Origin of the sequence: Mesorhizobium sp. M4A.F.Ca.ET.022.05.2.1 (genome assembly GCF_003998845.1) — a bacterium.
GTDB lineage: Bacteria > Pseudomonadota > Alphaproteobacteria > Rhizobiales > Rhizobiaceae > Mesorhizobium.
This window is the reverse complement of record NZ_RZOJ01000077.1, coordinates 1-19,353: the sequence shown is the minus strand read 5'-3', so window position 1 is coordinate 19,353 and position 19,353 is coordinate 1. Positions and strand designations below refer to the sequence as shown.

Genomic DNA, 19,353 nt, shown 5'->3' with positions numbered 1-19,353 from the left:
TCGCCAATATCTCGACGCTCGGCCTGTCGGCGGGCGCCTCGGCGCCGGAGATCATTGTCGATGAGATCATCGATGCCTTCCGGCAGCGCTTCGACGTGACGATCGAGCTGGCGGTGACGGCGACCGAAACGGAGGACTTTCCGGTGATGCGGGTTTTGCGCGATGTCGAACTGACGGCGGCCGACATGGCCTTCGTCAACGGAGCCGCGTGAAGCGCCCATGGCCGTCTATACCGATGTCAGCGAGGGCGAGCTTGGCGCGTTCCTGAAGGCCTATCCGGTCGGCGAACTCTTGTCCTACAAGGGCATCGCCGAAGGTACCGAGAATTCCAACTTCCTGCTGCACGCCACCAGCGGCTCCTACATCCTGACGCTCTATGAGAAGCGCGTTGACAAGGCTGACCTGCCGTTCTTCCTCGGCCTGATGGGTCATCTGGCGCGAAAGGGCATTTCCTGCCCGCTGCCGGTCACCGCGCACGACGGCACCGTCATCGGCCAGCTCGCCGGCCGGCCCGCCGTCATCATCACCTTCCTCGAAGGCCTGTCGCTGCGGCGGCCGACGGCGGCGCATTGCGGCGAAGTCGGCAAGGCGCTGGCCGAACTTCATCTCGCCGGCCGGGATTTTGCCTTGCGGCGGCCGAATGCCCTCGCCATCGACGGCTGGCGCAAATTGTGGGACGCCTCGCGCGACCGGGCCGACGAGGTCGAGCCCGGCTTGGCAGCCGAGGTCGATGCCGATTTCGCCGATTTCGAGCGCAACTGGCCGAAGGACCTGCCGGAAGGCATCATCCATGCTGACCTTTTCCCCGACAATGTCTTCTTCCTCGGCGAGAAACTGTCCGGCCTGATCGATTTCTATTTCGCCTGCGACGATCTCTACGCCTATGACGTCGCCACCTGCCTCAACGCCTGGTGCTTCGAGAAGGACTTTTCCTTCAACCTGACCAAGGGTACGGCGCTGCTCGCCGGCTACCAGAGTGTGCGGCCTTTGAGCGGCGACGAGAAGGCGGCGCTGCCGATGCTGGCGCGCGGCTCGGCGTTGCGCTTCATGCTGACCCGGCTTTATGACTGGCTGACCATTCCCAACGGCGGATTGGTCATGAAGCGCGACCCGACCGAATATATCCGCCGGATGCGGTTCCATCGGGCGATCAAATCTCCCTCTGAATACGGATTGCTATGACCAAGCATGTTGAAATCTTCACGGATGGCGCCTGCTCGGGCAATCCGGGCCCCGGCGGCTGGGGCGCCATCCTGCGATTCAATGGCAAGACCAAGGAACTGTCGGGCGGCGAGGCCGAGACCACCAACAACCGTATGGAATTGCTCGCTGCCATCTCGGCGCTGAACGCGCTGAAGGAGCCTTGCGCGGTCGAACTTCACACCGACAGCAAATACGTCATGGACGGCATTTCCAAGTGGATCCATGGCTGGAAGAAGAACGGCTGGAGGACCGCCGACAAGAAGCCGGTCAAAAACGGCGAGCTCTGGCAGGCGCTGGACGAAGCCAACCGGCGTCACCAGGTCACCTGGAACTGGGTCAGGGGCCATGCCGGCCATGCCGAGAACGAGCGCGCCGACGAGCTCGCTCGCGAAGGCATGGCGCCGTTCAAGAAAGGCCCCGTCAGGCCTGCCGTGGCACCGCAGCCGGCGGCACAAGCTACGCAGCCGACAGCGGCAAAGCCGCGGCGCTCGACGCAGAGCTATTGATTCCGCAAGCGGCTCCGCTCCCCGGCAGGAAGACCCTCTATCGTGGCGACCGCATACTACATCACGCATCCCCAGGTTCAGGTCGATGCCAACGTTCCGGTGCCGGAGTGGGGGCTATCCGACATCGGGCGAGCCAGAGCGTCCACAATGCTCGACCAGCCCTGGATCGGGTCGATCCGGCGTGTCGTGTCGTCGGCTGAACGCAAGGCGATCGAAACCGCCGAGATCCTCGCAAGGCATCTGAACCTCACGGTCGAGGTGAGGGAACGGATGCACGAGAACGATCGGTCGGCAACGGGTTTCCTGCCGCCGCCGGAATTCGAGGCGGTCGCCGACCAATTCTTCGCCAATCCACACAGCAGCATTCGCGGATGGGAAAGGGCCATCGATGCCCAGCGCCGTATCGTGAGCGAAGTCGACGCGGTGCTCGGCGTCGACGGCCCCGGCGATATTGCTTTCGTGGGCCACGGGGGCGTGGGAACGCTCCTGCTGCTTTCCCTGACCGGGCGGGAAATCAGCCGCGAGGCGGACCAGCCAGCGGGTGGTGGCAACTATTTCGCCTACGAAATCAGCATGCGACGCGTCGTCCACGCATGGCGGCCGATCGACAGGCCGGCACCGCGACTGGATGGTTGATTTGGCCGGAAGCGAGCAAGTCTAGGCTTCTGGTTAAAATCACTTTTACGCCCGGCGCCATATGCTGCCGCGATCGACCTGGCACAAGGCATGGTGGCGATGTTCGGGCGCAGGATTTTCGGCAAGCAGCAGCACAGCTTTGCCGAGCTCAAGAAAAGGATGCGTCCGACGCCCGATGCCGACGGCGTGACGTGCGTATTCTCCAAGGAACTCTGGGACGATCCGAAAATCGGCTCCATGCTGCGCGAGCTCGGCTTCGCGCCGGACGATCAGCGCAACATAATGCGCACGGCCGACGACTACATCGCCCTCTTCGCCACGGCCAAATACCGGCTTCAGAAGCGCTCCGAGACCTTCAACCGCGATATGGCGGCACGCCATGGCTATTGCCGTGCCGCCCCCTTCCTGGTCATCGATCAATCGATCTGGGACGGCGAGCATGGCGCGTTCCTCTATGCCCAGATGGATCTCATCGGTTTCGACGACGGAATGTCATCATGCTGGCGGTGGATGCGCGGACCACGCAATTGTGCGGCCTGCCGGCGCATCCGGGCGCAGCCGGCGCTCACCCAGCTGATGACCGAGCATGTGATCAGATGGAAAACGCGTTACGAATTCGCGCTGGAGGAATTCGGTGTCACCGCCACCGGCGGTCAAGGCATCACGCGGGAGCAATTCGAGGCGCAGAAGGAAGCGCTGCGCAAGGAAATCATCGACACCGTTGCCTCGATGAAGCCGCGCACCATCGGTGAATTGTAATCAGTCGGGGATGATAGCTGTGCTCCTCAACGGATCATGAGGGCGGTGCCGTAGAGTCCCAGCGCGAACATCGTGTGAGAGACGAGGTTGAGGGCGCGGATCTGCATCGGATTTGGCCGCTTCGAGGCGGCCCAGCCGGCGCCCATACCGGGCGCGAGCAGGAACCAGCCGGCGCCGACGGTGACGATGCCGAGGATGAAGGCTGGCAGGAAGGTCGGCTGGGCGAGCCACGCCGTTCCCGCGAGCACGACCAGGATGATGCCGTAGACGATGCCTACAAAATAGTGGAAGGCCCAGCCCAGCGCCACTTCATGCGCGTAAGGCGCGGCTTCGCCGATATCGTCGTGGAAGACCTTGCTCCTGAGGTGCCAGACCCAGCGGCCGACCGGCCCCCAGTTCGGCCGCGGCTGGGCAAAGGCCTTGTTGAGGAAAACAGCCCAGATATCCATCAGCAACGTCGCGCCGATGCCGATCGCCACACTGCGCCAGATTACATCGAACATCGGTCAGGTCCCCCGAAGGCAAGAAACATCAAGCGCGGCCGGGCGCGATCCTTGGCAATGTCTGGTCCGGGTCGGCCCGGTCCAGTGCTAGAGCTGTTCCAGGATGTGCGCGGCACCCGACGTGTCGACGCCGGGCTTGGTCTCGACGTTGAGAGCGGTGACCTTGCCGTCCTCGACGATCATCGAAAAACGCTTCGAGCGCAGCCCCATGCCGTTTGCGGAAAGGTCATTGTCGAGACCGACCGACTTGGCGAAGTCGCCGCTGCCGTCGGCCAGATAGAGGATCTTGTCCTCACCGCCGCTGAAGCGCGCCCAGGCACCCATGACATGCACGTCGTTGACGGAGACCACGGCGATCGTGTCGACGCCGCGCGCCAGGATGGCGTCATGGTTTTCCAGATAGCCGGGCAGGTGGTTGTTGCTGCAGGTCGGCGTGAAGGCGCCGGGAACGCCGAACAGCACGACCTTCTTGCCCGCGAAGAGGTCAGCCGTCGTGATCGGCTTGGCACCGTCGGCGGTCATCGTCTTGAAGGTCGCATCGGGCAGTCTGTCGCCAACGGAGATCATTGAATACCTCGTTCGATGATGGGGTGGGAAGTGTGGCAGGATGTTTCCCTTGCGATAGCGAACTCGGATGCCGTCCGCAACCGCTGGCGCGCCTGGAGCAAAGGATGTCTCGAACTGCGCACCAATTGGAGTGTCACGGAAACGGCAGCAGACCCTCGACAGCGCCCTCGGCGCTGGTCAGCGTGTAATGGAGCCCGCCGTCGGTCGGCGTGGTCGATGGCCGGTCGAGGATCGGCACCGTGAACACCAGTTTGCCGTCCTTTTCGCTGCGCATCGGGGCGCCGAACATATAGTCCCGCTCGCCGGCGACGAAGAAGTCGGCCGCTTGCGGGTCGCCGGGGAAGCTCGCCTCGACGACCAGCGTCTCGTGGTCGCCGGGCAGCACGTTGACGCCAAAATCGGGCCTTGATGGCGCCGGCAGCGCCGCGAATGCCCCTTGCACCTGCGCAGTGTCCTTCACATTGTCCGCATCGGAAGCCGGGTCGAGGCTCAGCCGCGTCTGCACGGGAATGCAGATCGTCTCGCAGATGCCGAGGAAGACATCGGCCACAATGACGGCCGGCTGGTCGGCGGCCGACAGCATGAAGGTCACCGGCAGTGAAACCGGATGATCGTAGCCAGCCCATTTGCCGTAGCCGTCGTCGTGGCGTTGCGGCGGCGGAAACGAGATTGCGGCGCTCGTAATGTTGGTGCTGGGCGAAATGTCGATCTGCGGCGGCACGCCGGCGTCGCCTGGATCGCGCCAATAGGTCTTCCAGCCAGGCTTCAGTGCGATTTCGAGCACGCCCTGGACACGCCCGGCCTCGTCGGGCTTGCCGCTGGTCACAAGCCGCACCTTGCCGCCTTCGCTGTTGTACCAGATCGACGAGGAGGCCGATGCGGGAACGCTCATTCCCAGTCCAACGGCGGAGCAGAGCAGCAGGATCTTCAGGCTTCGCATGGCAGTGATTTGATCGTCAGTTCGTGGCTGCGCAATGATGTCATGAGCCTTTCGGTATCATATTTGCGTGAGATCGTGCACGCCGCCCGCAAGTGAGCGGCGAATTCTACGGCGGCAGCCAACCCTCAAATCGCGCGTCGCGCATCTTTTCGGCGCCCCGGAAACGGGTTACCCTCCCTTCCATGGACTTGTTGCGCCACAAGAAGACGACCGCCGGACGCGGTTTTCTCGACGATCAGTTCCTGATTGCCATGCCCGGCATGAAGGACGACCGCTTCACGCGCTCAGTCATCTACATCTGCGCCCACAGCGACGAGGGCGCGATGGGCCTGATCATCAACCAGACGCAGCAGATGCTGTTTCCGGACCTTCTGGTGCAACTCGGCATCATGAACGAGCAGGAGGCGATCCGCTTGCCGGCGCATGCGCGCGACTTCGTCGTGCGCAACGGCGGGCCGGTGGACCGCAGCCGCGGCTTCGTCCTGCACTCCGGCGATTACCGGGTGGAATCCTCGCTCAGCGTCTCCGACGACATCTGCCTGACCGCCACCGTCGACATCTTGCGCGCCATCTCGTCCGGCAGAGGGCCCCGGCATGCGCTGATGGCGCTCGGCTATTCCGGCTGGGGCGCCGGGCAGCTGGAAAGCGAGATCGCCGAGAATGGCTGGCTGACCTGTCCGGCGACGCCGGAGCTCTTGTTCGACACCGATATCGAGCGCAAATACGACCGCATCCTCGCTTCGATCGGCATCGATCTCGCCCATCTCAGCCTGGCGGCCGGCCACGCGTGATCAGGCCTGCGTAAGCGGGTACTGTTCCTTCAGCGTCTTCAGCACCTGGTCGCCGGGCATCGGCGCGCCGAACATGAAGCTCTGCACATATTCGCAGCCCATCTGGCGCAGCTCCAGCGCATCGCTCTCGTCCGAGATGCCTTCCGCCACGACCGACAGGCCAAGCTCATGCGCCATGTTGACCATGGATTTGAGCAGCACCGCGCGCTTCGGCGTCGCGTCGTCGACGAAGCTCTTGTCTATCTTGATCGTGTCGAAAGGGAAACGCGTCAGATAGGACAGCGACGAATAGCCGGTGCCGAAATCGTCGAGCGACAGCCCGATCCCGAGCTGCTTCAGCTTTGTCAGCACATGCGCGGTCTGCTCCGGATTGTCCATCACCAGCGACTCGGTGAGTTCGAGGCGGAAGCAGCGCGGCTTCAGATTGGCGCGCGCGATGACCGAGCGCACGTCGCTGACCAGGTCGCGGCGGATCAACTGGCGGCTGGAGAGGTTGACCGAAACCGACAGCGGCGCGTCGCCGATCTGCTTCTGCCAGGTCGCCAGGTCCTCTGCCGCCTGCTGCATGGCGAACAGGCCGAGCTGCACGATCAGCCCGCAGCTTTCGGCCACCGGAATGAAATCGCCCGGCGGGATCATGCCGCGACGCGGATGGTCCCACCTGAGCAGCGCCTCGAAGCCGGCGACGCTGCCATCCTCCAGCCGCACGATCGGCTGGTAGGCAAGGGTGAATTCACGGCGCTCGATGGCGCGGCGCAGGTCGGATTCGAACTGCAGCCGGTCGGTGCCGACGGTGCGGAAGGCCGGCCGGAACGGCTCGATCCTGTCGCCGCCAAAGCGCTTGGCCTGGTGCATGGCAAGCTCGGCGTCCTTGACCATGTCCTCGGACGAGGTCTGCGCCGTCGTCCAGGTGATCAGCCCGATCGAGGCGGTAAGCACGATCTCGCGCTTGGCGAATGTGATCGGGTTGTTGATGGCGTGCTTGATGGCGTCCGCCACAGCGGCGATACGGGCCGGATCCTGTTCCGACAGGAGCATCAGCGCGAACTGGTCGCCGGCAAAGCGCGACAGCGAATCCTTGGGCTTCAAGAGCCGATGCAGGCGGCGTGCGATGGTGAGCAGGATGGTGTCCCCGGCGGAGATGCCGAGGCCGTCATTGACCTGTTTGAAGCGGTCGATGTCGATGACGAAGACGGTCGGGCGCACCTTGTCCTCGGTGCGGGCGATCGAGATGATCGCCTCCAGCCGGTTCATGAACAATTCGCGGTTGGGCAGGCCGGTCAAATTGTCGTGCACGGCGTCGTGCAGCAGCCTTTCCTCGGATTTCTTTTGCTCGGTGACGTCGACCATGGTGCCGACGCAGCGGATCACCTCGCCGTCCGAGCCAATCACCGGGCGGGCGCGCAGCGAGAACCAGTGATAGTGCCCGTCGGCGCCGCGCAGGCGGAAATTCTGTGCAACGCGGCCGCGACGGTGCTCCAGCACCACGTCGAGCGTGGTGCGGAAGGTGTCGCGGTCGTCGGCATGCAGCACCGGCAGCCAGTTGCGGGCCGCGCCGCCAAGACTGTTGGGGGCAAGGCCAAGCTGCAGGCTGACATCCGGCCTGGTGACGACCCGGTCGCGCAGCACGTCCCAGTCCCACACGATGTCGCCCGATCCGGCGACGGCGAGCGCCTGCCGTTCGAGATCGGAGAACAGGCCCTGATGGGCGCCACCGCCGGCAAAGGCGTGCTGCATGACGGTGAAGCCGATCAGAAGGATGATCAGGATCAGGCCGCCGCCCAGCGCCGGCTGGGCGATATCGTTGTCGAGCATTCCGGTGATCGCCATCCACGACCCGCATAGCCACAGCAAGACCATGACCCAACTCGGCACCAGCATGATCGCGCGATCGTAACCACGAATGCCAAGGAAGATGATCAGTCCGAGGCCGGTCAGCGCCGTGGCTGCAAACGAGATGCGGGCAATGCCGGCCGCCACCGCAGGATCGATGATGGCGACGCCGGCGATCAGCAGCAGACCGAGGATCCAGACCAGCGCGCCGTAGCTGAAATGGCCATGCCAGCGGTTGAGGTTGAGATAGGCGAACAGGAACACAACGAAGGTCGCCGCCAGCGCCACCTCCGTTCCGGCGCGCCACATCTGTTCATTGCCGGGCGATATCTCGATGATCTTGTTGAGGAAGCCGAAATCGACGCAGATATAGGCAAGCACCGCCCAGGCAAGCGCTGCCGTGGCCGGGAACATCGAGGTCCCCTTGACGACGAACAGGATGGTCAGGAACAACGCCAAAAGGCCGGCAATGCCGATGACGATGCCGCGGAACAGCGTATAGGAATTGACCGAGTCCTTGTAGGATTCCGGATCCCACAGATAGACCTGCGGCAGTTTCGGAGAGGCAAGCTCGGCGACAAAGGTGACCACAGTGCCGGGGTTCAGCGTCACCCGGAACACGTCGGCATCGGGGCTGGTCTGGCGGTCGAGCGCGAAGCCTTCGCTGGGCGTGATCGCGGCGATACGTGTCGCGCCGAGATCGGGCCAGAAGATGCCGGAATTCACCAGGCGGAAATGCGGCGCCACGATCAGCCGGTCGAGCTGTTGGTCGGTGGTGTTGGCGAGCGCGAACACGGCCCAGTCGCCACTCGAGCGCGAATCCTTCGCTTCCACCTCGATGCGCCTTACGATGCCGTCGGGGCCGGGGGCTGTCGAGACCTGGAAATTCTCGCCTTGATTCGGGTACAGATCGAAGGCACGCGAGAGGTCGAGCGCCACGTCGTCGCGGGCGATCTTGATCGGTTCAACGGCGAACGCCGGCGAGGCTGCGCAGAGCGCAACGACCATCGCCAGGACAAGGGCGAGCAGCGACGCGAATCGCGAAAAAATCGTCAACAATCAGCCCTTCGTTCCAGCGCCCGGCGGATCGTCCGCGATCCGGGCGTAGAGGTAATGATCCTGCCAGATACCGTTGATCCTGAGGTAGGATCGCAGAAGTCCTTCGCGCCGGAATCCGGCTTTTTCAAGCACGCGGATCGAGCGGGCATTATCGGGAATACAGGCCGCTTCGATCCGGTGCAACCTCAACGTATCGAAGGCGAAGCGCGACACCAGCTTGACCGCTTCGGTCATCAGGCCGCGGCCGCCATAGCGCTCGCCGATCCAGTAGCCGATATGGCCGCTCTGCGCGACGCCGTGGCGGATGTTGCCGAGCGTGATGCCGCCGGCGAGCTTGCCGCTCGACTTCTCGAAGATGAAGAAGGCGATCGCCGTGCCTTGTGCGTAGTCCTCGCGGTAGCGGCTTATGCGCAGCCGCCATGCTGTGCGGTCCAACTCGTCCGGCGTCCAGCGCGGTTCCCAAGGCTCCAGGAAGGCGCGGCTTTCACCGCGCAGCGCCGACCATTCGCGGTAGTCATTGGTCAGCGGCACGCGCAGCGTGACCTTGTCACCCTTCAGTGCCGGCAGGTCGCGGCGAAAGAAAGGGAGCGCGAACATGGCGCTTGAGCAGGTCTAGACGGCGAGCTTGCGGGCCGTCGTCTGCGGACCCGCAAGCGAATCGAGGATCGCCTCATAGGGCGCCAGCGTCCCCACGGGTCCGACGGCAGTGAGCGTCGGCTTGGTCGAAAACAGCCGCGACGAGAGATCGGTCAGACGCTCGACGGTGAGCGCCGCCAGCCGTTCCATCAGCTCTTCCTTGGCGATCGGCCGGCCGAACAGCAGCAGCTGCCTGGCGATCTGCGAGGCGCGGCTGGCCGGGCTTTCGGCCGACATGATCAAGCCGGCGCGGTATTGCGCACGGGCGCGGTCGAGCTCTTCCTGCATGATGTTCTCACCGGCCTTCTGCAATTCGTCGATGATGACCGGCACCAGCTTGGCGATGTCGCTCTGCCCGGTCGCGGCATGGACGCCGAATATGCCGGTATCCGAAAAGCCCCAGTGGAACGCGTAGACCGAATAGCACAGGCCGCGTTTTTCGCGAACCTCCTGGAACAACCTGGACGACATGCCGCCGCCGAGGATCATCGACAGCACCTGCGAGGCGTAGAAGTCACGCACATGATAGGCGCGGCCCTCGAAGCCGAGCACGATCTGCGCGTCCATCAGGTCGCGGTCCTCGCGGAAGTCGCCGCCGACATATTGCGCATATTGCGGAATGTTGCTTTCCGCCTTGGCGCGGAAGCCGCCCAGCTGCCTTTCCACCTCGCGCACGAAATTGTCGTGCTTGATGTCGCCCGCCGCCACAATCACCATTCGCTCGGCGGCGTATTGGCGTTGGATGAAATTGTGCAACTGCTTGGAGGTGAAGGATTTGACGGTCTCCGGCGTGCCGAGGATGGAGCGGCCGATCGTCTGGTGGCGGAAGGCGGTCTCGGTGAAGCGGTCGAAGACGATATCGTCGGGCGTGTCGTGCGCGGCGCCGATCTCTTGCAGGATCACATGCTGCTCGCGCTCGAGCTCTTCAGGGTCGAATTCGGACTCCTGCAGGATGTCCGCCAGGATATCGACCGCCAGCGGCACGTCGTCGGAGAGCACCCTGGCGTAATAGGATGTGGTCTCGACGCTGGTGGCGGCGTTGATCTCGCCGCCGACATTCTCGATTTCCGAGGCGATCTCGAAGGCGGTGCGCCTTTTCGTGCCCTTGAAGGCCATATGCTCAAGCAGATGGGCCATTCCGTGCTCTTCGTCACGCTCATTGCGGGCGCCTGACTTGACCCAGGCACCAAGGGCAACGGATTCGAGGCTTGGAAGGGTTTCGGTTGCGACTGTCAGGCCGTTCGACAGACGGCTTACCTCAACACCCATATGGCTAGTACTCCTTAACGCGCCGCCCGCGTGTGGCGTCCGACGTAATCTTCCACCATTTTCAGGTCGGATGGAAGTACCGTGTATTTTTCGTCGGCTGTCATCAAGCCGCCCAGCCATGCGGGCAGGGCAGGCGTGATGCCGCTGGCAGCCTCGACGGCGGCCGGGAACTTGGCCGGATGCGCGGTGCCCAGCACCACCATGGGCACATCGCTATCGACCTTGCCTGAGGCAACATGGAAGGCCGCCGCCGTGTGCGGATCGAGCAGATAGTTGCTTGCCGCGAGCGTCGAGCGGATGGTGGCGGCGACCTCGTCGACGCCGGCGCGGCCGGCATCGAATTCGGAACGTATCTTCGCGATTTCGCCCGCCTCGATCGTGAAGGCGCCTGACTGCTTCAGCCCGTTCATGTAGCGCCGCACCGTCTCCGCATTGCGGGCGGCCGCCTCGAACAGCAGGCGCTCGAAATTCGACGACACCTGGATGTCCATTGACGGCGAAGTCGTGGCGAACACGCCCTTGGTGCGGTATTCGCCGCTCGCCAGCGTGCGCGCCAATATGTCGTTGTCATTGGTGGCGATGACCAGCCGCTCGATCGGCAGCCCCATGCGCTTGGCGGCATAGCCGGCGAAGATGTCGCCGAAATTGCCGGTCGGCACGGTGAAGGAGACCGGACGGTCCGGCGCGCCGAGCGACAGCGCGGAGGAGAAATAATAGACGATCTGGGCCATTATGCGGGCCCAGTTGATCGAATTGACGCCCGACAGCGAGACCCGGTCGCGAAAACCGTGGTCGTTGAACATGTCCTTCACCAGGCCCTGGCAATCGTCGAAATTGCCTTCGATCGACAGTGCATGGACATTGGCCGCGCTCGAGGTCGTCATCTGCCGCTGCTGCACCGGCGAGACCTTGCCGTGCGGGAACAGGATGAAGATGTCGGTGCGGTCGCGTCCGGCGAAGGCATCTATTGCCGCGCCCCCGGTATCGCCTGAGGTGGCGCCGACGATGGTGGCGCGCTGTCCCCGCTCGGCCAGCACATGGTCCATCAGCCGGGCCAGCAGCTGCATGGCCACGTCCTTGAAGGCGAGCGTCGGGCCGTGGAAGAGCTCGAGCACGAAAGTGCTGGCCCCGGTCTGCACCAGCGGGCAGACGGCTTCGTGGCGGAAGGTCGAGTAGGCTTCGCGCACCAGCCTCTCGAAGACCGGCGCCGCGATCTCGCCGTCGAGAAACGGCGTCAGCACTCGGATGGCAAGGTCGGGGTAGGCGAGGCCGCGCAGGGCGCGGATATCCGCCGCCGAGAAGTGCGGCCATTCGCGCGGCACGTAGAGCCCGCCGTCGCGCGCCAGCCCGGCAAGCACCGCGTCGGAAAATCCAAGCGCGGGCGCCTCCCCGCGGGTACTCACATATTGCATCGTCACCAGTCCATTGCAGCCGGCGGGTTCATCCACCGCAAATTGGTTAATTTTCCGAGCCGGCTCAGTCGCATTTTTGCCGCGCCGTTGATATACGTCACCAGCTTTGCGAGAGGGAAGTGCAGTTCATGGCGTTTCATTCGGTCAACCGTCGTTTTGTCGCGGGTCTGGCGCTTGCCGGCTTTATGCTTGCCGCCGCCGGCTGCCAATCGAGCGACAATGGCATATTGAGCTTTGGTCTTGGCAAGAAGGACACCCAGGCGCCACCGCCACCGCAGGACCCCAAGGTGCTTTCCAGCCAGTTGCAGGCCTATTGCCCGAAAGTGACGCTGCGCGATGGCACCGCCTACTTCAACATCTATGCCAAGGGCGGCGCCAAGCCCAAGAAGAAGGATGCCGCGCAGGCGGCCGAGGCAGCCGCTGCCGCCCAGGCCGCGCCCGACGGCACCCTCGTCGATCCGGATCGCGATCCCGCCAAGATCATTTACCAGGCCTCGATTACCGACGTGACCCGCGATTGCAGCCGTGGCAACGGCCAGCTGTCGATGAAGATCGCGGTGGCCGGCAGGGTCGTGCCGGGGCCGATGTTCGCACCGGGCACGATCACGATGCCGATCCGCGTTGCGGTGATGCACGGCACGGATGTGCTCTATTCGCAGATCCACCAGTATCAGGTCCAGATCACTGATCCCTCGGCCGCGACGCAGTTCGTCTTCACCGACCCGAACGTCATCGTGCCCGAGCCGACCGCAAAGGACTACCAGGCCTTCGCCGGCTATGACGAAAACGCGCCGAAAGCCGCCGCCGACAAGGGCAAGCGGAAGAAAAAGTCCGCCCCGGCGACAAACTGATGCGCGGATGCATTGGCGCGCGGCTGCAGCCTGATTGACGCAAGCTGGACGAAGGCTGGAGAGTTGGCGGCAAGTTGTCGTCGCGCTCCGGTTACAACCAATTCAAAGGACAACGGCGTGTCGCTGGTCGGGCTACTCCGGCAATCCGGCGTCCCGTAGCGCGCTGCCAAGAGCCTTTGCGAGCGCGGGCGCGCAATTCACGCCTGCAAACTGGCGGCTGTAGCGAAAGGCCGGCTGGAGCTCGAGCACGCGCGCGGCGGCCGCCCTCGCTTCGTCCAATCGGCCAAGCTTGGCCAGCGCGGCGGCCAATTGCACATATGTGATACTATGCGCTGGATTGGCTTGAACGGACTTGTAAGCCGCGCGGCAGGCTTCTTCGTAACGGCCTCGCAGCAAATGGCTCATTGCCTGGGCGTCAAATGCGGCCCAGGCCCACGAATCGAAAGGGCTTAGCCGCATGCCCTGCGCGCTCCATTCTATCGCGCGCTCCGCTTCGCCGCTCCATCCCAGAATGACACTGCCAAGAATATAGGTCAGCGCCGATGACGGGCTGATGACGAGGGCTGCTTCCAACGTCGTGAATGCAGCGGCGCGATCGTGTGCATCCATTCCGATGGAAAAGCCGGCCCACGTCAAGGCGAGTGCATCGTCTTGTCCATGGACGATGGCCGACCGGGCGTGGCGGATGGAAGAGGTACGGTTGATCTCCTGCAGGCCGGCGCGAAGGAACAAGCAATGGTGGCACATCGCGGCATTGCCATGCGCCAGCGCATACGCTGGTTCGAGCGCGATGGCGCGCTCGAGAAGCACCAGCGCTCTGGTCACTTGCTCCGGCATACCTGAATCGACGTCAGGCTGCGCTTGCAGCACGAGATCGTAGGCGTCGAGACTGTCAGGGCGCTTCCGTCTGACACGTTCGATTTCGGCTTTCCGCACGCTCGGCGCAATCGCGCCCACTGCTGACAGCGCGATCTCGTCTTGAAGCGCAAAGATGTCTTCGGAGCTGCGGTCGTAGCGTTCGGCCCATACATGCGCACCGGTCGATGCATCGATCATCTGCCCGGTAACACGCACGCTACTGCCGGCCTTGCGCACACTGCCTTCGAGGACATAGCGAACGCCAAGCTCGCGGCCGACCTGCTTCACGTCCACGGCGCGACCTTTGTAGGTGAAGGTCGAGTTTCGTTCGATGACGAACAACCACTTGATGCGCGCCAAGCCTGTGATGATGTCGTCGACCATCCCATCGGCAAAGTACTCCTGCTGCGGATCGCCGCTCAAATTCGAGAACGGCAGGACCGCGACGGAGGGCTTCTCGGGCAAGATCGGGGCTGACTCGGCGCGGGTGGCGACCGAGGTATCGCGAATATTCGTGGCGACAGCCGGCCCGACATAGCGATAGCCGCGGCGCGGCAGTGTTTCGATCCAGCTCTCGGCATTCGCGGCGTCGGCCAGCACTCGGCGCAGGGCTGCGATCTGAACCGTCAGATTGTTGTCGGCAACCGCCAATCCGCCCCAACCGGTCTCAATCAGCGCGTCCTTGGACACGGGTACGCCGGCGTTTTGGATCAGCAGGCACAGCAGCGCAGTCGCGCGTTGCCCAAGCATGGTCGGCTCAGCGCCGTAAAAGAGAATGCCCACCTCCGGATCGAGGCGGAACGGGCCGAACTGGTAGAGGTCGCCCCTGACTGTCATTCGAGTCTTTTAGCAAATTTTTGCGAAGGGATTCACGACTTTCGGGCATGGGCGGCCGATGTTGCGCAAATGCCAGAGGTAGCGCCCAACCACAGGAGGATCATATGAGCGCCAATGCCGTCATCCGCATGCCCGATGAGAGGAAAGGCGTCATGCTGCGTGGCCATCCTATGTCATTCCTCGTCACCGGCGAGAATAGCAAGCACATGAGCATGTTCCACTGGACGATTCCACCGGAGTTCGCCACCGGGCGGCATGTTCACCGGGTGCAGGAGGAGACCTTCTACCTGCTCGAAGGCGAGTGTGAGTGGCATGTCGGCGACAAGATGATCCGCGCAACGCCCGGTACCCATGTGTTCATCCCGCCGGGAGTGCCGCACAACATCACGAATGTCAGCGAGAAACCGGCACGCGTGTTGATGACAGTTTCTCCGCCTGGCCACGAGCATTACTTCGAAGAGCTCGCCAAACTCGCGGCGCAGGGTGCGCCGGATCCAAAAGCGCTCGCCGATCTGCGAAACCGTTACGACACCGATCAACTGTCGACGTTGACAACACGCGCGTAGGACCTCGTCTCCGGCCCAAAACTTGGTAAGCGAAAGGCCAGGCCTACAGTAAGACCTTCGGAAGCGGACGTAGCGGTTTGCTGTGTGGAATTGTGTAAAAACAAATACTTAGAGAGGATCAGCGATTTCTGTGACAAGCTGAGCCGCTTCAGGCGTCCGCCGACCATTCCGACAGGGCGGCGATCACGCTTTTCAGCTCGGCCCAGCGGCGTATGACCGTTTCCGCGCCGGCTTCGGTCAGCGCGTCGGCATGGCCCGGATAGCTGTGGCCGGCGCCGGTGAAGCCGATGACGCGCATGCCGGCCGTCCTGGCGGCGGTGACGCCATGCACGGAATCCTCGATCACGAATGTGTTTTCCGGCTTCGCGTTGAGCTTTTCGGCAGCATAGAGAAACACGTCCGGGGCGGGCTTGGTCTTCTTGCTGGGTATGTCGAGCCCCGAGAAGATGCGGCCGGTGAAGAACGGCAGCAGCCCTACCTTCTCCAGCATGAACTCGACCCGCTCCGTGCGAGAGTTGGAGCAGACCGCGCGCGGCACGGTGACGGACGCCACCGCCTCGAGCGCGCCGTCGATGATGCGCACGTCGCTGCGCAGCTTGCGGTCGACCAGCGTCTCGGCGCGGTCGATCAGCGAAGCCTGGAAGGGGATGGCGGACTTCTCCTCCACCCGCATCATGATGTCCTTGAAGGTCAGCCCGGCATAGGTCTCGGCCAGTTCCTCCGGCGATATCTCGTAACCGGCCGAGGTCAGCAGCTCGGCCTCGATGCGCGCGGCGATGATTTCAGAATCGACGAGCACGCCGTCGCAATCGAAGATGACAAGGTCTGGCTGGGGCATGGCGATCCGGAACGTGGGAAAAAGGTGGCCTGATGCGGCTCAGGCGGCGCGGCATACACCAAGCGGCCGGGCTTCGCAAATTCACGAAGCTTTTGACCGCCGGGCGGTCGCGCCCTTCACCGAATATTTACGCTGATCGGTAACCATAACGGACAGTAAACAGTAACGCGTGCCTTGGGTGTAAAAATGTCAGCCGTGCGTCTTCTCGACGAGCTTTCCCACGCTCCCCAGCAATCCGAATGGCTGGACACCATCCTCAAGGGCGACTGCGTCGCGGCCCTCGACCGGCTGCCGGAAAAGTCCATCGACGTCATCTTCGCCGATCCGCCCTACAACCTGCAGCTCGACGGCGACCTGCACCGGCCCGACCAGTCCAAGGTCGACGCCGTCGACGACGACTGGGACCAGTTCGAGAGCTTTGAAGCCTATGACGCCTTCACTCGCGCCTGGCTGCTGGCGGCGCGGCGCGTGTTGAAGCCCAACGGCACTATCTGGGTCATAGGCTCCTACCACAACATCTTCAGGGTCGGCGCCAAGATGCAGGATCTCGGCTTCTGGATTCTCAACGACGTCGTCTGGCGCAAGACCAATCCGATGCCGAACTTCCGCGGCCGCCGCTTCCAGAACGCGCATGAGACGATGATCTGGGCCTCGCGCGACCAAAAGGCCAAGGGCTACACCTTCAACTACGAGGCGCTGAAGGCCTCGAACGACGATGTCCAGATGCGCTCCGACTGGCTGTTCCCGATCTGCACCGGCCAGGAGCGGCTGAAGAACGACAATGGCGACAAGTTGCATCCGACGCAGAAGCCGGAAGCGCTGCTCGCCCGCATCATGATGGCCTCGACCAAGCCGGGCGACATCGTGCTCGATCCCTTCTTTGGATCCGGCACCACCGGCGCGGTGGCAAAGCGCCTCGGCCGGCGATTCGTCGGCATCGAGCGCGAGCAGGCCTATATCGACGCCGCCAATGAGCGCATCGACGCGGTGCGGCCGCTGGAAGGCGCCGACCTGACCGTATTGTCCGGCAAGCGCGCCGAGCCGCGCGTCGCTTTCATCAGCCTGATCGACACCGGCCTGATGGCGCCGGGCGCCACGCTCTACGACGCCAAGAAGCGCTGGGCAGCCAAGGTGCGCGCCGACGGCACGGTGGCGATCGGCGACAGCGCCGGCTCGATCCACAAGATCGGCGCCGAGGTGCAGGGGCTCGACGCCTGCAACGGCTGGACCTTCTGGCACTATGAGCGCAGCGGTGGCCTCACCCCGATCGACGAGCTGCGCCGCATCGCGCGTCTCGGCATGGAGCGGGCAGGGGCCTGACCCCCGCACGCTCGCCATTAAAGTTTAATCGGAACGTCATCGTCCGAAACAATTCAAATCAGGCCTTGATCCCGTAACGCTCGAGGTCTGTCTTGAGCGTTTCGGCGTCGGTGAACAGCACAGACTGCCAGCCGGCCGCCTTGGCGCCGTCGACATTCTTCTGGCTGTCGTCGATGAACAACGTCGCGGACGGTTCGAGGCCGAACGCGGCGACATGATGATCGTAGATGGCGCGATCCGGCTTGATCTGGCGGATGTCGGCCGAAACGGTCACGCCGCGCGGACGGTTGAGGAAGTCGAAACGCTGGCGGGCTTCGGCAAGCGTGTCCGAGGCAAAGTTGGTCAGCATCGTCACATCGTGGCCGGTCTCGATCAGGCCGATCATGATGGCGACGCTGTCGTCATAGGCATGCGGCACCATCTCGTGCCAATGCCGGCGGAAATTGCGTATATTCTCCGCATGGCTCGGGTACTCGGCGATCAGCAGCGCCTCGGCCTCATCCCAACTCCGCCCGCGGTCCTGCTCGAGGTTCCAGTCATGCGTGCAGACATTGTCGAAGAACCATTTCCGCTCCCCGGCATCCGGAATAAGGCGGCTGAACGGGATATCCGGATCGTAGTGGATCAGCACCTTGCCGATGTCGAACACGATGTGGCGGATTTCGGTCATGCGGGTCCTTCGCTAGTTCCGCCCATCACTGCGGGCGCTGTCTTCTGGTCGCGCCCGGTATCGCCGCTTCGATTACCCTTTTCATGACGGTGGGCAGCGCTTCCCCGGAAATTTCATGGGCCAGCGACCAGAAATGCCCATCCGGCGCATCGCCTTTGATGTGGGCATGAAAGACTTCGAGTTCGAGCGCGAAATGGGTGAAGACATGGGCGATCCGTCCGGCGTGCCGCCAGTCGGCAGGCAAGGGCGCCGCGGCTTCCGTGGTCGCGCCGTCCACCCTTGCGCTCCACGACGTCGTCGGTACCTCTGTCATGCCGCCGAGCAGGCCCTTTTCCGGGCGCTTGCGCAGGAGGATGGCGCCATCATTGCGCTCGGCCACGAACGCCGCGCCGCGCCTGAGCGGCTTGTCGTCCTTGGGCAGGCGGACCGGGAAACGCTCGGGATCGCCTGAGAGGATGGCGCTGCAATCCTCGCGCAGCGGGCACAGCATGCAGCGCGGCCGCCGTGGCGTGCAGAGCGTGGCGCCGAGATCCATCATCGCCTGGGCGAAATCGCCGGGCCGCCTTGCCGGAACCATCTGCTCGACCAGCGCGCGGATCTCGGGCTTGGCCTCGCTGAGCGGCGTCGCGATTGAATTGAGCCTGGACACGACGCGCTCGACATTGCCGTCGACGACGGCCGCCGGCCGGTCGAAGGCGATGGCTGCGATCGCCGCCGCCGTATAGGCGCCGATCCCCGGCAGCTCACGCAGCCCGGCCTCCGTGTCCGGAAAGCGGCCGCCGCGCCCGGCGACCAGATCGGCGCAGGCCTTGAGGTTGCGCGCCCGGGAATAATAGCCGAGCCCGGCCCAGGCCTTCATGACATCCTCGACGGGCGCCGCCGCCAGCGTCCCGACGTCAGGCCATTTTTCGAGGAATGCGCGAAAATAGGCTTTGACCGCTTCGACAGTCGTCTGCTGCAACATGACTTCCGAGAGCCATACGCGGTATGGGTCTGGCCTTGCGCCGCCGGCCAGCGCCCCGGGCGCGACGCGCCACGGCAGGTCGCGGTGATGCGCGTCGTACCAGGCGAGCAGGCGGGAGGCGACACCGCCTGAAAGGGCTTCGCTGCTTTCGCCGGATGCGGCCTTGCGGGTCTGGTCGTGCGGTGCCATTGATCGGATGAGCTCGGGGATTGGAGAACGCACATGGCAGGGAAAAAGCCCTACGGCAATCCCGTCCCGGTGAGCGATCTCGCAACCGAGATCCTCGATCCGGTGTTGAAGAAGCGCGCAGGCATCTCGATCGGGCTGGTGCAGTC

General features: G+C 63.7%; 19 protein-coding genes and 2 pseudogenes. 10 read left to right on the top strand and 11 right to left on the bottom strand.

Going from position 1 to position 19,353, the window contains the following annotated elements; all coding sequences use genetic code 11:
- The 5 genes and pseudogenes from EN745_RS11695 to EN745_RS11675 all read left to right on the top strand — a co-directional run.
- A pseudogene (locus tag EN745_RS11695) lies at positions 1 to 212 on the top strand (4-hydroxy-3-methylbut-2-enyl diphosphate reductase); the annotation flags it as partial.
- 7 nt (positions 213 to 219) lie between these two features.
- Positions 220 to 1,182 (top strand): homoserine kinase, encoded by a 963-nt coding sequence (locus EN745_RS11690; protein ID WP_127407571.1) that lies wholly within the window; start codon positions 220 to 222, stop codon positions 1,180 to 1,182.
- A complete protein-coding gene (gene rnhA / locus EN745_RS11685) occupies positions 1,179 to 1,709 on the top strand; it encodes a ribonuclease HI (RefSeq protein WP_126055913.1) in 531 nt (176 codons plus the stop codon). Before EN745_RS11690 ends, rnhA begins: the two co-directional genes overlap by 4 nt.
- Positions 1,710 to 1,751: 42 nt before the next feature.
- Positions 1,752 to 2,345: a histidine phosphatase family protein gene (locus EN745_RS11680; protein ID WP_127421295.1), complete on the top strand. Its 594-nt coding sequence runs from the start codon at positions 1,752 to 1,754 to the stop codon at positions 2,343 to 2,345.
- Positions 2,346 to 2,435: 90 nt separating this feature from the next.
- The gene (locus tag EN745_RS11675) at positions 2,436 to 3,104 is read left to right on the top strand and encodes a hypothetical protein (protein ID WP_127421294.1); all 669 of its coding nucleotides are present in this window, start codon (positions 2,436 to 2,438) and stop codon (positions 3,102 to 3,104) included.
- 26 nt (positions 3,105 to 3,130) lie between these two features.
- Here the strand turns inward: EN745_RS11675 and EN745_RS11670 are convergent, their stop codons facing one another.
- From EN745_RS11670 to EN745_RS11660, 3 genes are all read right to left on the bottom strand, one after another.
- Positions 3,131 to 3,607, bottom strand: coding sequence for a DUF2938 domain-containing protein (locus EN745_RS11670; protein ID WP_126055910.1), 477 nt, complete (start codon positions 3,605 to 3,607; stop codon positions 3,131 to 3,133).
- A gap of 87 nt (positions 3,608 to 3,694) precedes the next feature.
- On the bottom strand, positions 3,695 to 4,174 hold the full coding sequence (locus EN745_RS11665; RefSeq protein WP_126055909.1) for a peroxiredoxin: 480 nt from the start codon (positions 4,172 to 4,174) through the stop codon (positions 3,695 to 3,697).
- 133 nt (positions 4,175 to 4,307) lie between these two features.
- A complete protein-coding gene (locus EN745_RS11660) occupies positions 4,308 to 5,114 on the bottom strand; it encodes a protein-disulfide reductase DsbD domain-containing protein (RefSeq protein ID WP_126055908.1) in 807 nt (268 codons plus the stop codon).
- Between the two features lie 182 nt (positions 5,115 to 5,296).
- On the opposite strand from EN745_RS11660, the gene EN745_RS11655 reads away from it, so the two are divergent.
- Positions 5,297 to 5,905 (top strand): YqgE/AlgH family protein, encoded by a 609-nt coding sequence (locus EN745_RS11655; protein ID WP_126055907.1) that lies wholly within the window; start codon positions 5,297 to 5,299, stop codon positions 5,903 to 5,905.
- Here the strand turns inward: EN745_RS11655 and EN745_RS11650 are convergent, their stop codons facing one another.
- From EN745_RS11650 to thrC, 4 genes are read right to left on the bottom strand one after another with little or no spacing between them, the layout of a single operon-like run.
- Complete coding sequence (locus tag EN745_RS11650) at positions 5,906 to 8,746, bottom strand: EAL domain-containing protein (RefSeq protein WP_127421296.1); 2,841 nt, start codon at positions 8,744 to 8,746, stop codon at positions 5,906 to 5,908. It lies immediately after the preceding gene.
- Positions 8,747 to 8,797: 51 nt separating this feature from the next.
- Complete coding sequence (locus EN745_RS11645; protein WP_126055906.1) at positions 8,798 to 9,394, bottom strand: GNAT family protein; 597 nt, start codon at positions 9,392 to 9,394, stop codon at positions 8,798 to 8,800.
- A 15-nt stretch (positions 9,395 to 9,409) separates the two neighbouring features.
- Positions 9,410 to 10,702 carry a pitrilysin family protein gene (locus EN745_RS11640; RefSeq protein WP_126055905.1) on the bottom strand — a complete coding sequence of 431 codons (1,293 nt, stop codon included), beginning with the start codon at positions 10,700 to 10,702 and terminating at the stop codon, positions 9,410 to 9,412.
- Positions 10,703 to 10,716: 14 nt separating this feature from the next.
- A complete protein-coding gene (thrC, locus tag EN745_RS11635) occupies positions 10,717 to 12,114 on the bottom strand; it encodes a threonine synthase (RefSeq protein ID WP_127421293.1) in 1,398 nt (465 codons plus the stop codon).
- A 128-nt stretch (positions 12,115 to 12,242) separates the two neighbouring features.
- On the opposite strand from thrC, the gene EN745_RS11630 reads away from it, so the two are divergent.
- Positions 12,243 to 12,965 (top strand): hypothetical protein, encoded by a 723-nt coding sequence (locus EN745_RS11630; protein ID WP_127421292.1) that lies wholly within the window; start codon positions 12,243 to 12,245, stop codon positions 12,963 to 12,965.
- A 132-nt stretch (positions 12,966 to 13,097) separates the two neighbouring features.
- Here EN745_RS11630 and EN745_RS11625 read toward each other — a convergent pair whose 3' ends face one another.
- The gene (locus EN745_RS11625) at positions 13,098 to 14,660 is read right to left on the bottom strand and encodes a winged helix-turn-helix domain-containing protein (RefSeq protein WP_127421291.1); all 1,563 of its coding nucleotides are present in this window, start codon (positions 14,658 to 14,660) and stop codon (positions 13,098 to 13,100) included.
- Positions 14,661 to 14,764: 104 nt separating this feature from the next.
- On the opposite strand from EN745_RS11625, the gene EN745_RS11620 reads away from it, so the two are divergent.
- A complete protein-coding gene (locus EN745_RS11620) occupies positions 14,765 to 15,226 on the top strand; it encodes a cupin domain-containing protein (RefSeq protein WP_127421290.1) in 462 nt (153 codons plus the stop codon).
- 148 nt (positions 15,227 to 15,374) lie between these two features.
- Here the strand turns inward: EN745_RS11620 and EN745_RS11615 are convergent, their stop codons facing one another.
- Positions 15,375 to 16,064, bottom strand: a complete 690-nt coding sequence (locus EN745_RS11615) for an HAD family phosphatase (RefSeq protein WP_127406203.1) — start codon at positions 16,062 to 16,064, stop codon at positions 15,375 to 15,377.
- A gap of 186 nt (positions 16,065 to 16,250) precedes the next feature.
- Between EN745_RS11615 and EN745_RS11610 the strand changes: the two genes are divergently transcribed.
- Positions 16,251 to 17,384, top strand: coding sequence for a site-specific DNA-methyltransferase (locus EN745_RS11610; protein ID WP_127406204.1), 1,134 nt, complete (start codon positions 16,251 to 16,253; stop codon positions 17,382 to 17,384).
- Between the two features lie 58 nt (positions 17,385 to 17,442).
- On the opposite strand, the gene EN745_RS11605 is transcribed toward EN745_RS11610, so the two are convergent.
- Both EN745_RS11605 and mutY read right to left on the bottom strand, forming a co-directional pair.
- The gene (locus EN745_RS11605; protein ID WP_126055898.1) at positions 17,443 to 18,054 is read right to left on the bottom strand and encodes an HAD family phosphatase; all 612 of its coding nucleotides are present in this window, start codon (positions 18,052 to 18,054) and stop codon (positions 17,443 to 17,445) included.
- Positions 18,055 to 18,079: 25 nt separating this feature from the next.
- Entirely contained in the window at positions 18,080 to 19,207 is a 1,128-nt protein-coding gene (mutY, locus tag EN745_RS11600; protein ID WP_126055897.1) for an A/G-specific adenine glycosylase, read from the bottom strand.
- Positions 19,208 to 19,240: 33 nt separating this feature from the next.
- On the opposite strand from mutY, the pseudogene EN745_RS36930 reads away from it, so the two are divergent.
- Positions 19,241 to 19,353: pseudogene (locus EN745_RS36930) on the top strand (DUF721 domain-containing protein); the annotation flags it as partial.

Excerpts from the sequence above, each read along its gene's own strand:
- EN745_RS11690 (WP_127407571.1), top strand. The coding sequence starts at position 220 with ATGGCCGTCTATACCGATGTCAGCGAGGGCGAGCTTGGCGCGTTCCTG.
- rnhA (WP_126055913.1), top strand. The coding sequence starts at position 1,179 with ATGACCAAGCATGTTGAAATCTTCACGGATGGCGCCTGCTCGGGCAAT.
- EN745_RS11675 (WP_127421294.1), top strand. The coding sequence starts at position 2,436 with ATGGTGGCGATGTTCGGGCGCAGGATTTTCGGCAAGCAGCAGCACAGC.
- EN745_RS11670 (WP_126055910.1), bottom strand. The coding sequence starts at position 3,607 with ATGTTCGATGTAATCTGGCGCAGTGTGGCGATCGGCATCGGCGCGACG.
- EN745_RS11665 (WP_126055909.1), bottom strand. The coding sequence starts at position 4,174 with ATGATCTCCGTTGGCGACAGACTGCCCGATGCGACCTTCAAGACGATG.
- EN745_RS11660 (WP_126055908.1), bottom strand. The coding sequence starts at position 5,114 with ATGCGAAGCCTGAAGATCCTGCTGCTCTGCTCCGCCGTTGGACTGGGA.
- EN745_RS11655 (WP_126055907.1), top strand. The coding sequence starts at position 5,297 with ATGGACTTGTTGCGCCACAAGAAGACGACCGCCGGACGCGGTTTTCTC.
- EN745_RS11650 (WP_127421296.1), bottom strand. The coding sequence starts at position 8,746 with ATGGTCGTTGCGCTCTGCGCAGCCTCGCCGGCGTTCGCCGTTGAACCG.
- EN745_RS11645 (WP_126055906.1), bottom strand. The coding sequence starts at position 9,394 with ATGTTCGCGCTCCCTTTCTTTCGCCGCGACCTGCCGGCACTGAAGGGT.
- EN745_RS11640 (WP_126055905.1), bottom strand. The coding sequence starts at position 10,702 with ATGGGTGTTGAGGTAAGCCGTCTGTCGAACGGCCTGACAGTCGCAACC.
- thrC (WP_127421293.1), bottom strand. The coding sequence starts at position 12,114 with ATGCAATATGTGAGTACCCGCGGGGAGGCGCCCGCGCTTGGATTTTCC.
- EN745_RS11630 (WP_127421292.1), top strand. The coding sequence starts at position 12,243 with ATGGCGTTTCATTCGGTCAACCGTCGTTTTGTCGCGGGTCTGGCGCTT.
- EN745_RS11625 (WP_127421291.1), bottom strand. The coding sequence starts at position 14,660 with ATGACAGTCAGGGGCGACCTCTACCAGTTCGGCCCGTTCCGCCTCGAT.
- EN745_RS11620 (WP_127421290.1), top strand. The coding sequence starts at position 14,765 with ATGAGCGCCAATGCCGTCATCCGCATGCCCGATGAGAGGAAAGGCGTC.
- EN745_RS11615 (WP_127406203.1), bottom strand. The coding sequence starts at position 16,064 with ATGCCCCAGCCAGACCTTGTCATCTTCGATTGCGACGGCGTGCTCGTC.
- EN745_RS11610 (WP_127406204.1), top strand. The coding sequence starts at position 16,251 with ATGTCAGCCGTGCGTCTTCTCGACGAGCTTTCCCACGCTCCCCAGCAA.
- EN745_RS11605 (WP_126055898.1), bottom strand. The coding sequence starts at position 18,054 with ATGACCGAAATCCGCCACATCGTGTTCGACATCGGCAAGGTGCTGATC.
- mutY (WP_126055897.1), bottom strand. The coding sequence starts at position 19,207 with ATGGCACCGCACGACCAGACCCGCAAGGCCGCATCCGGCGAAAGCAGC.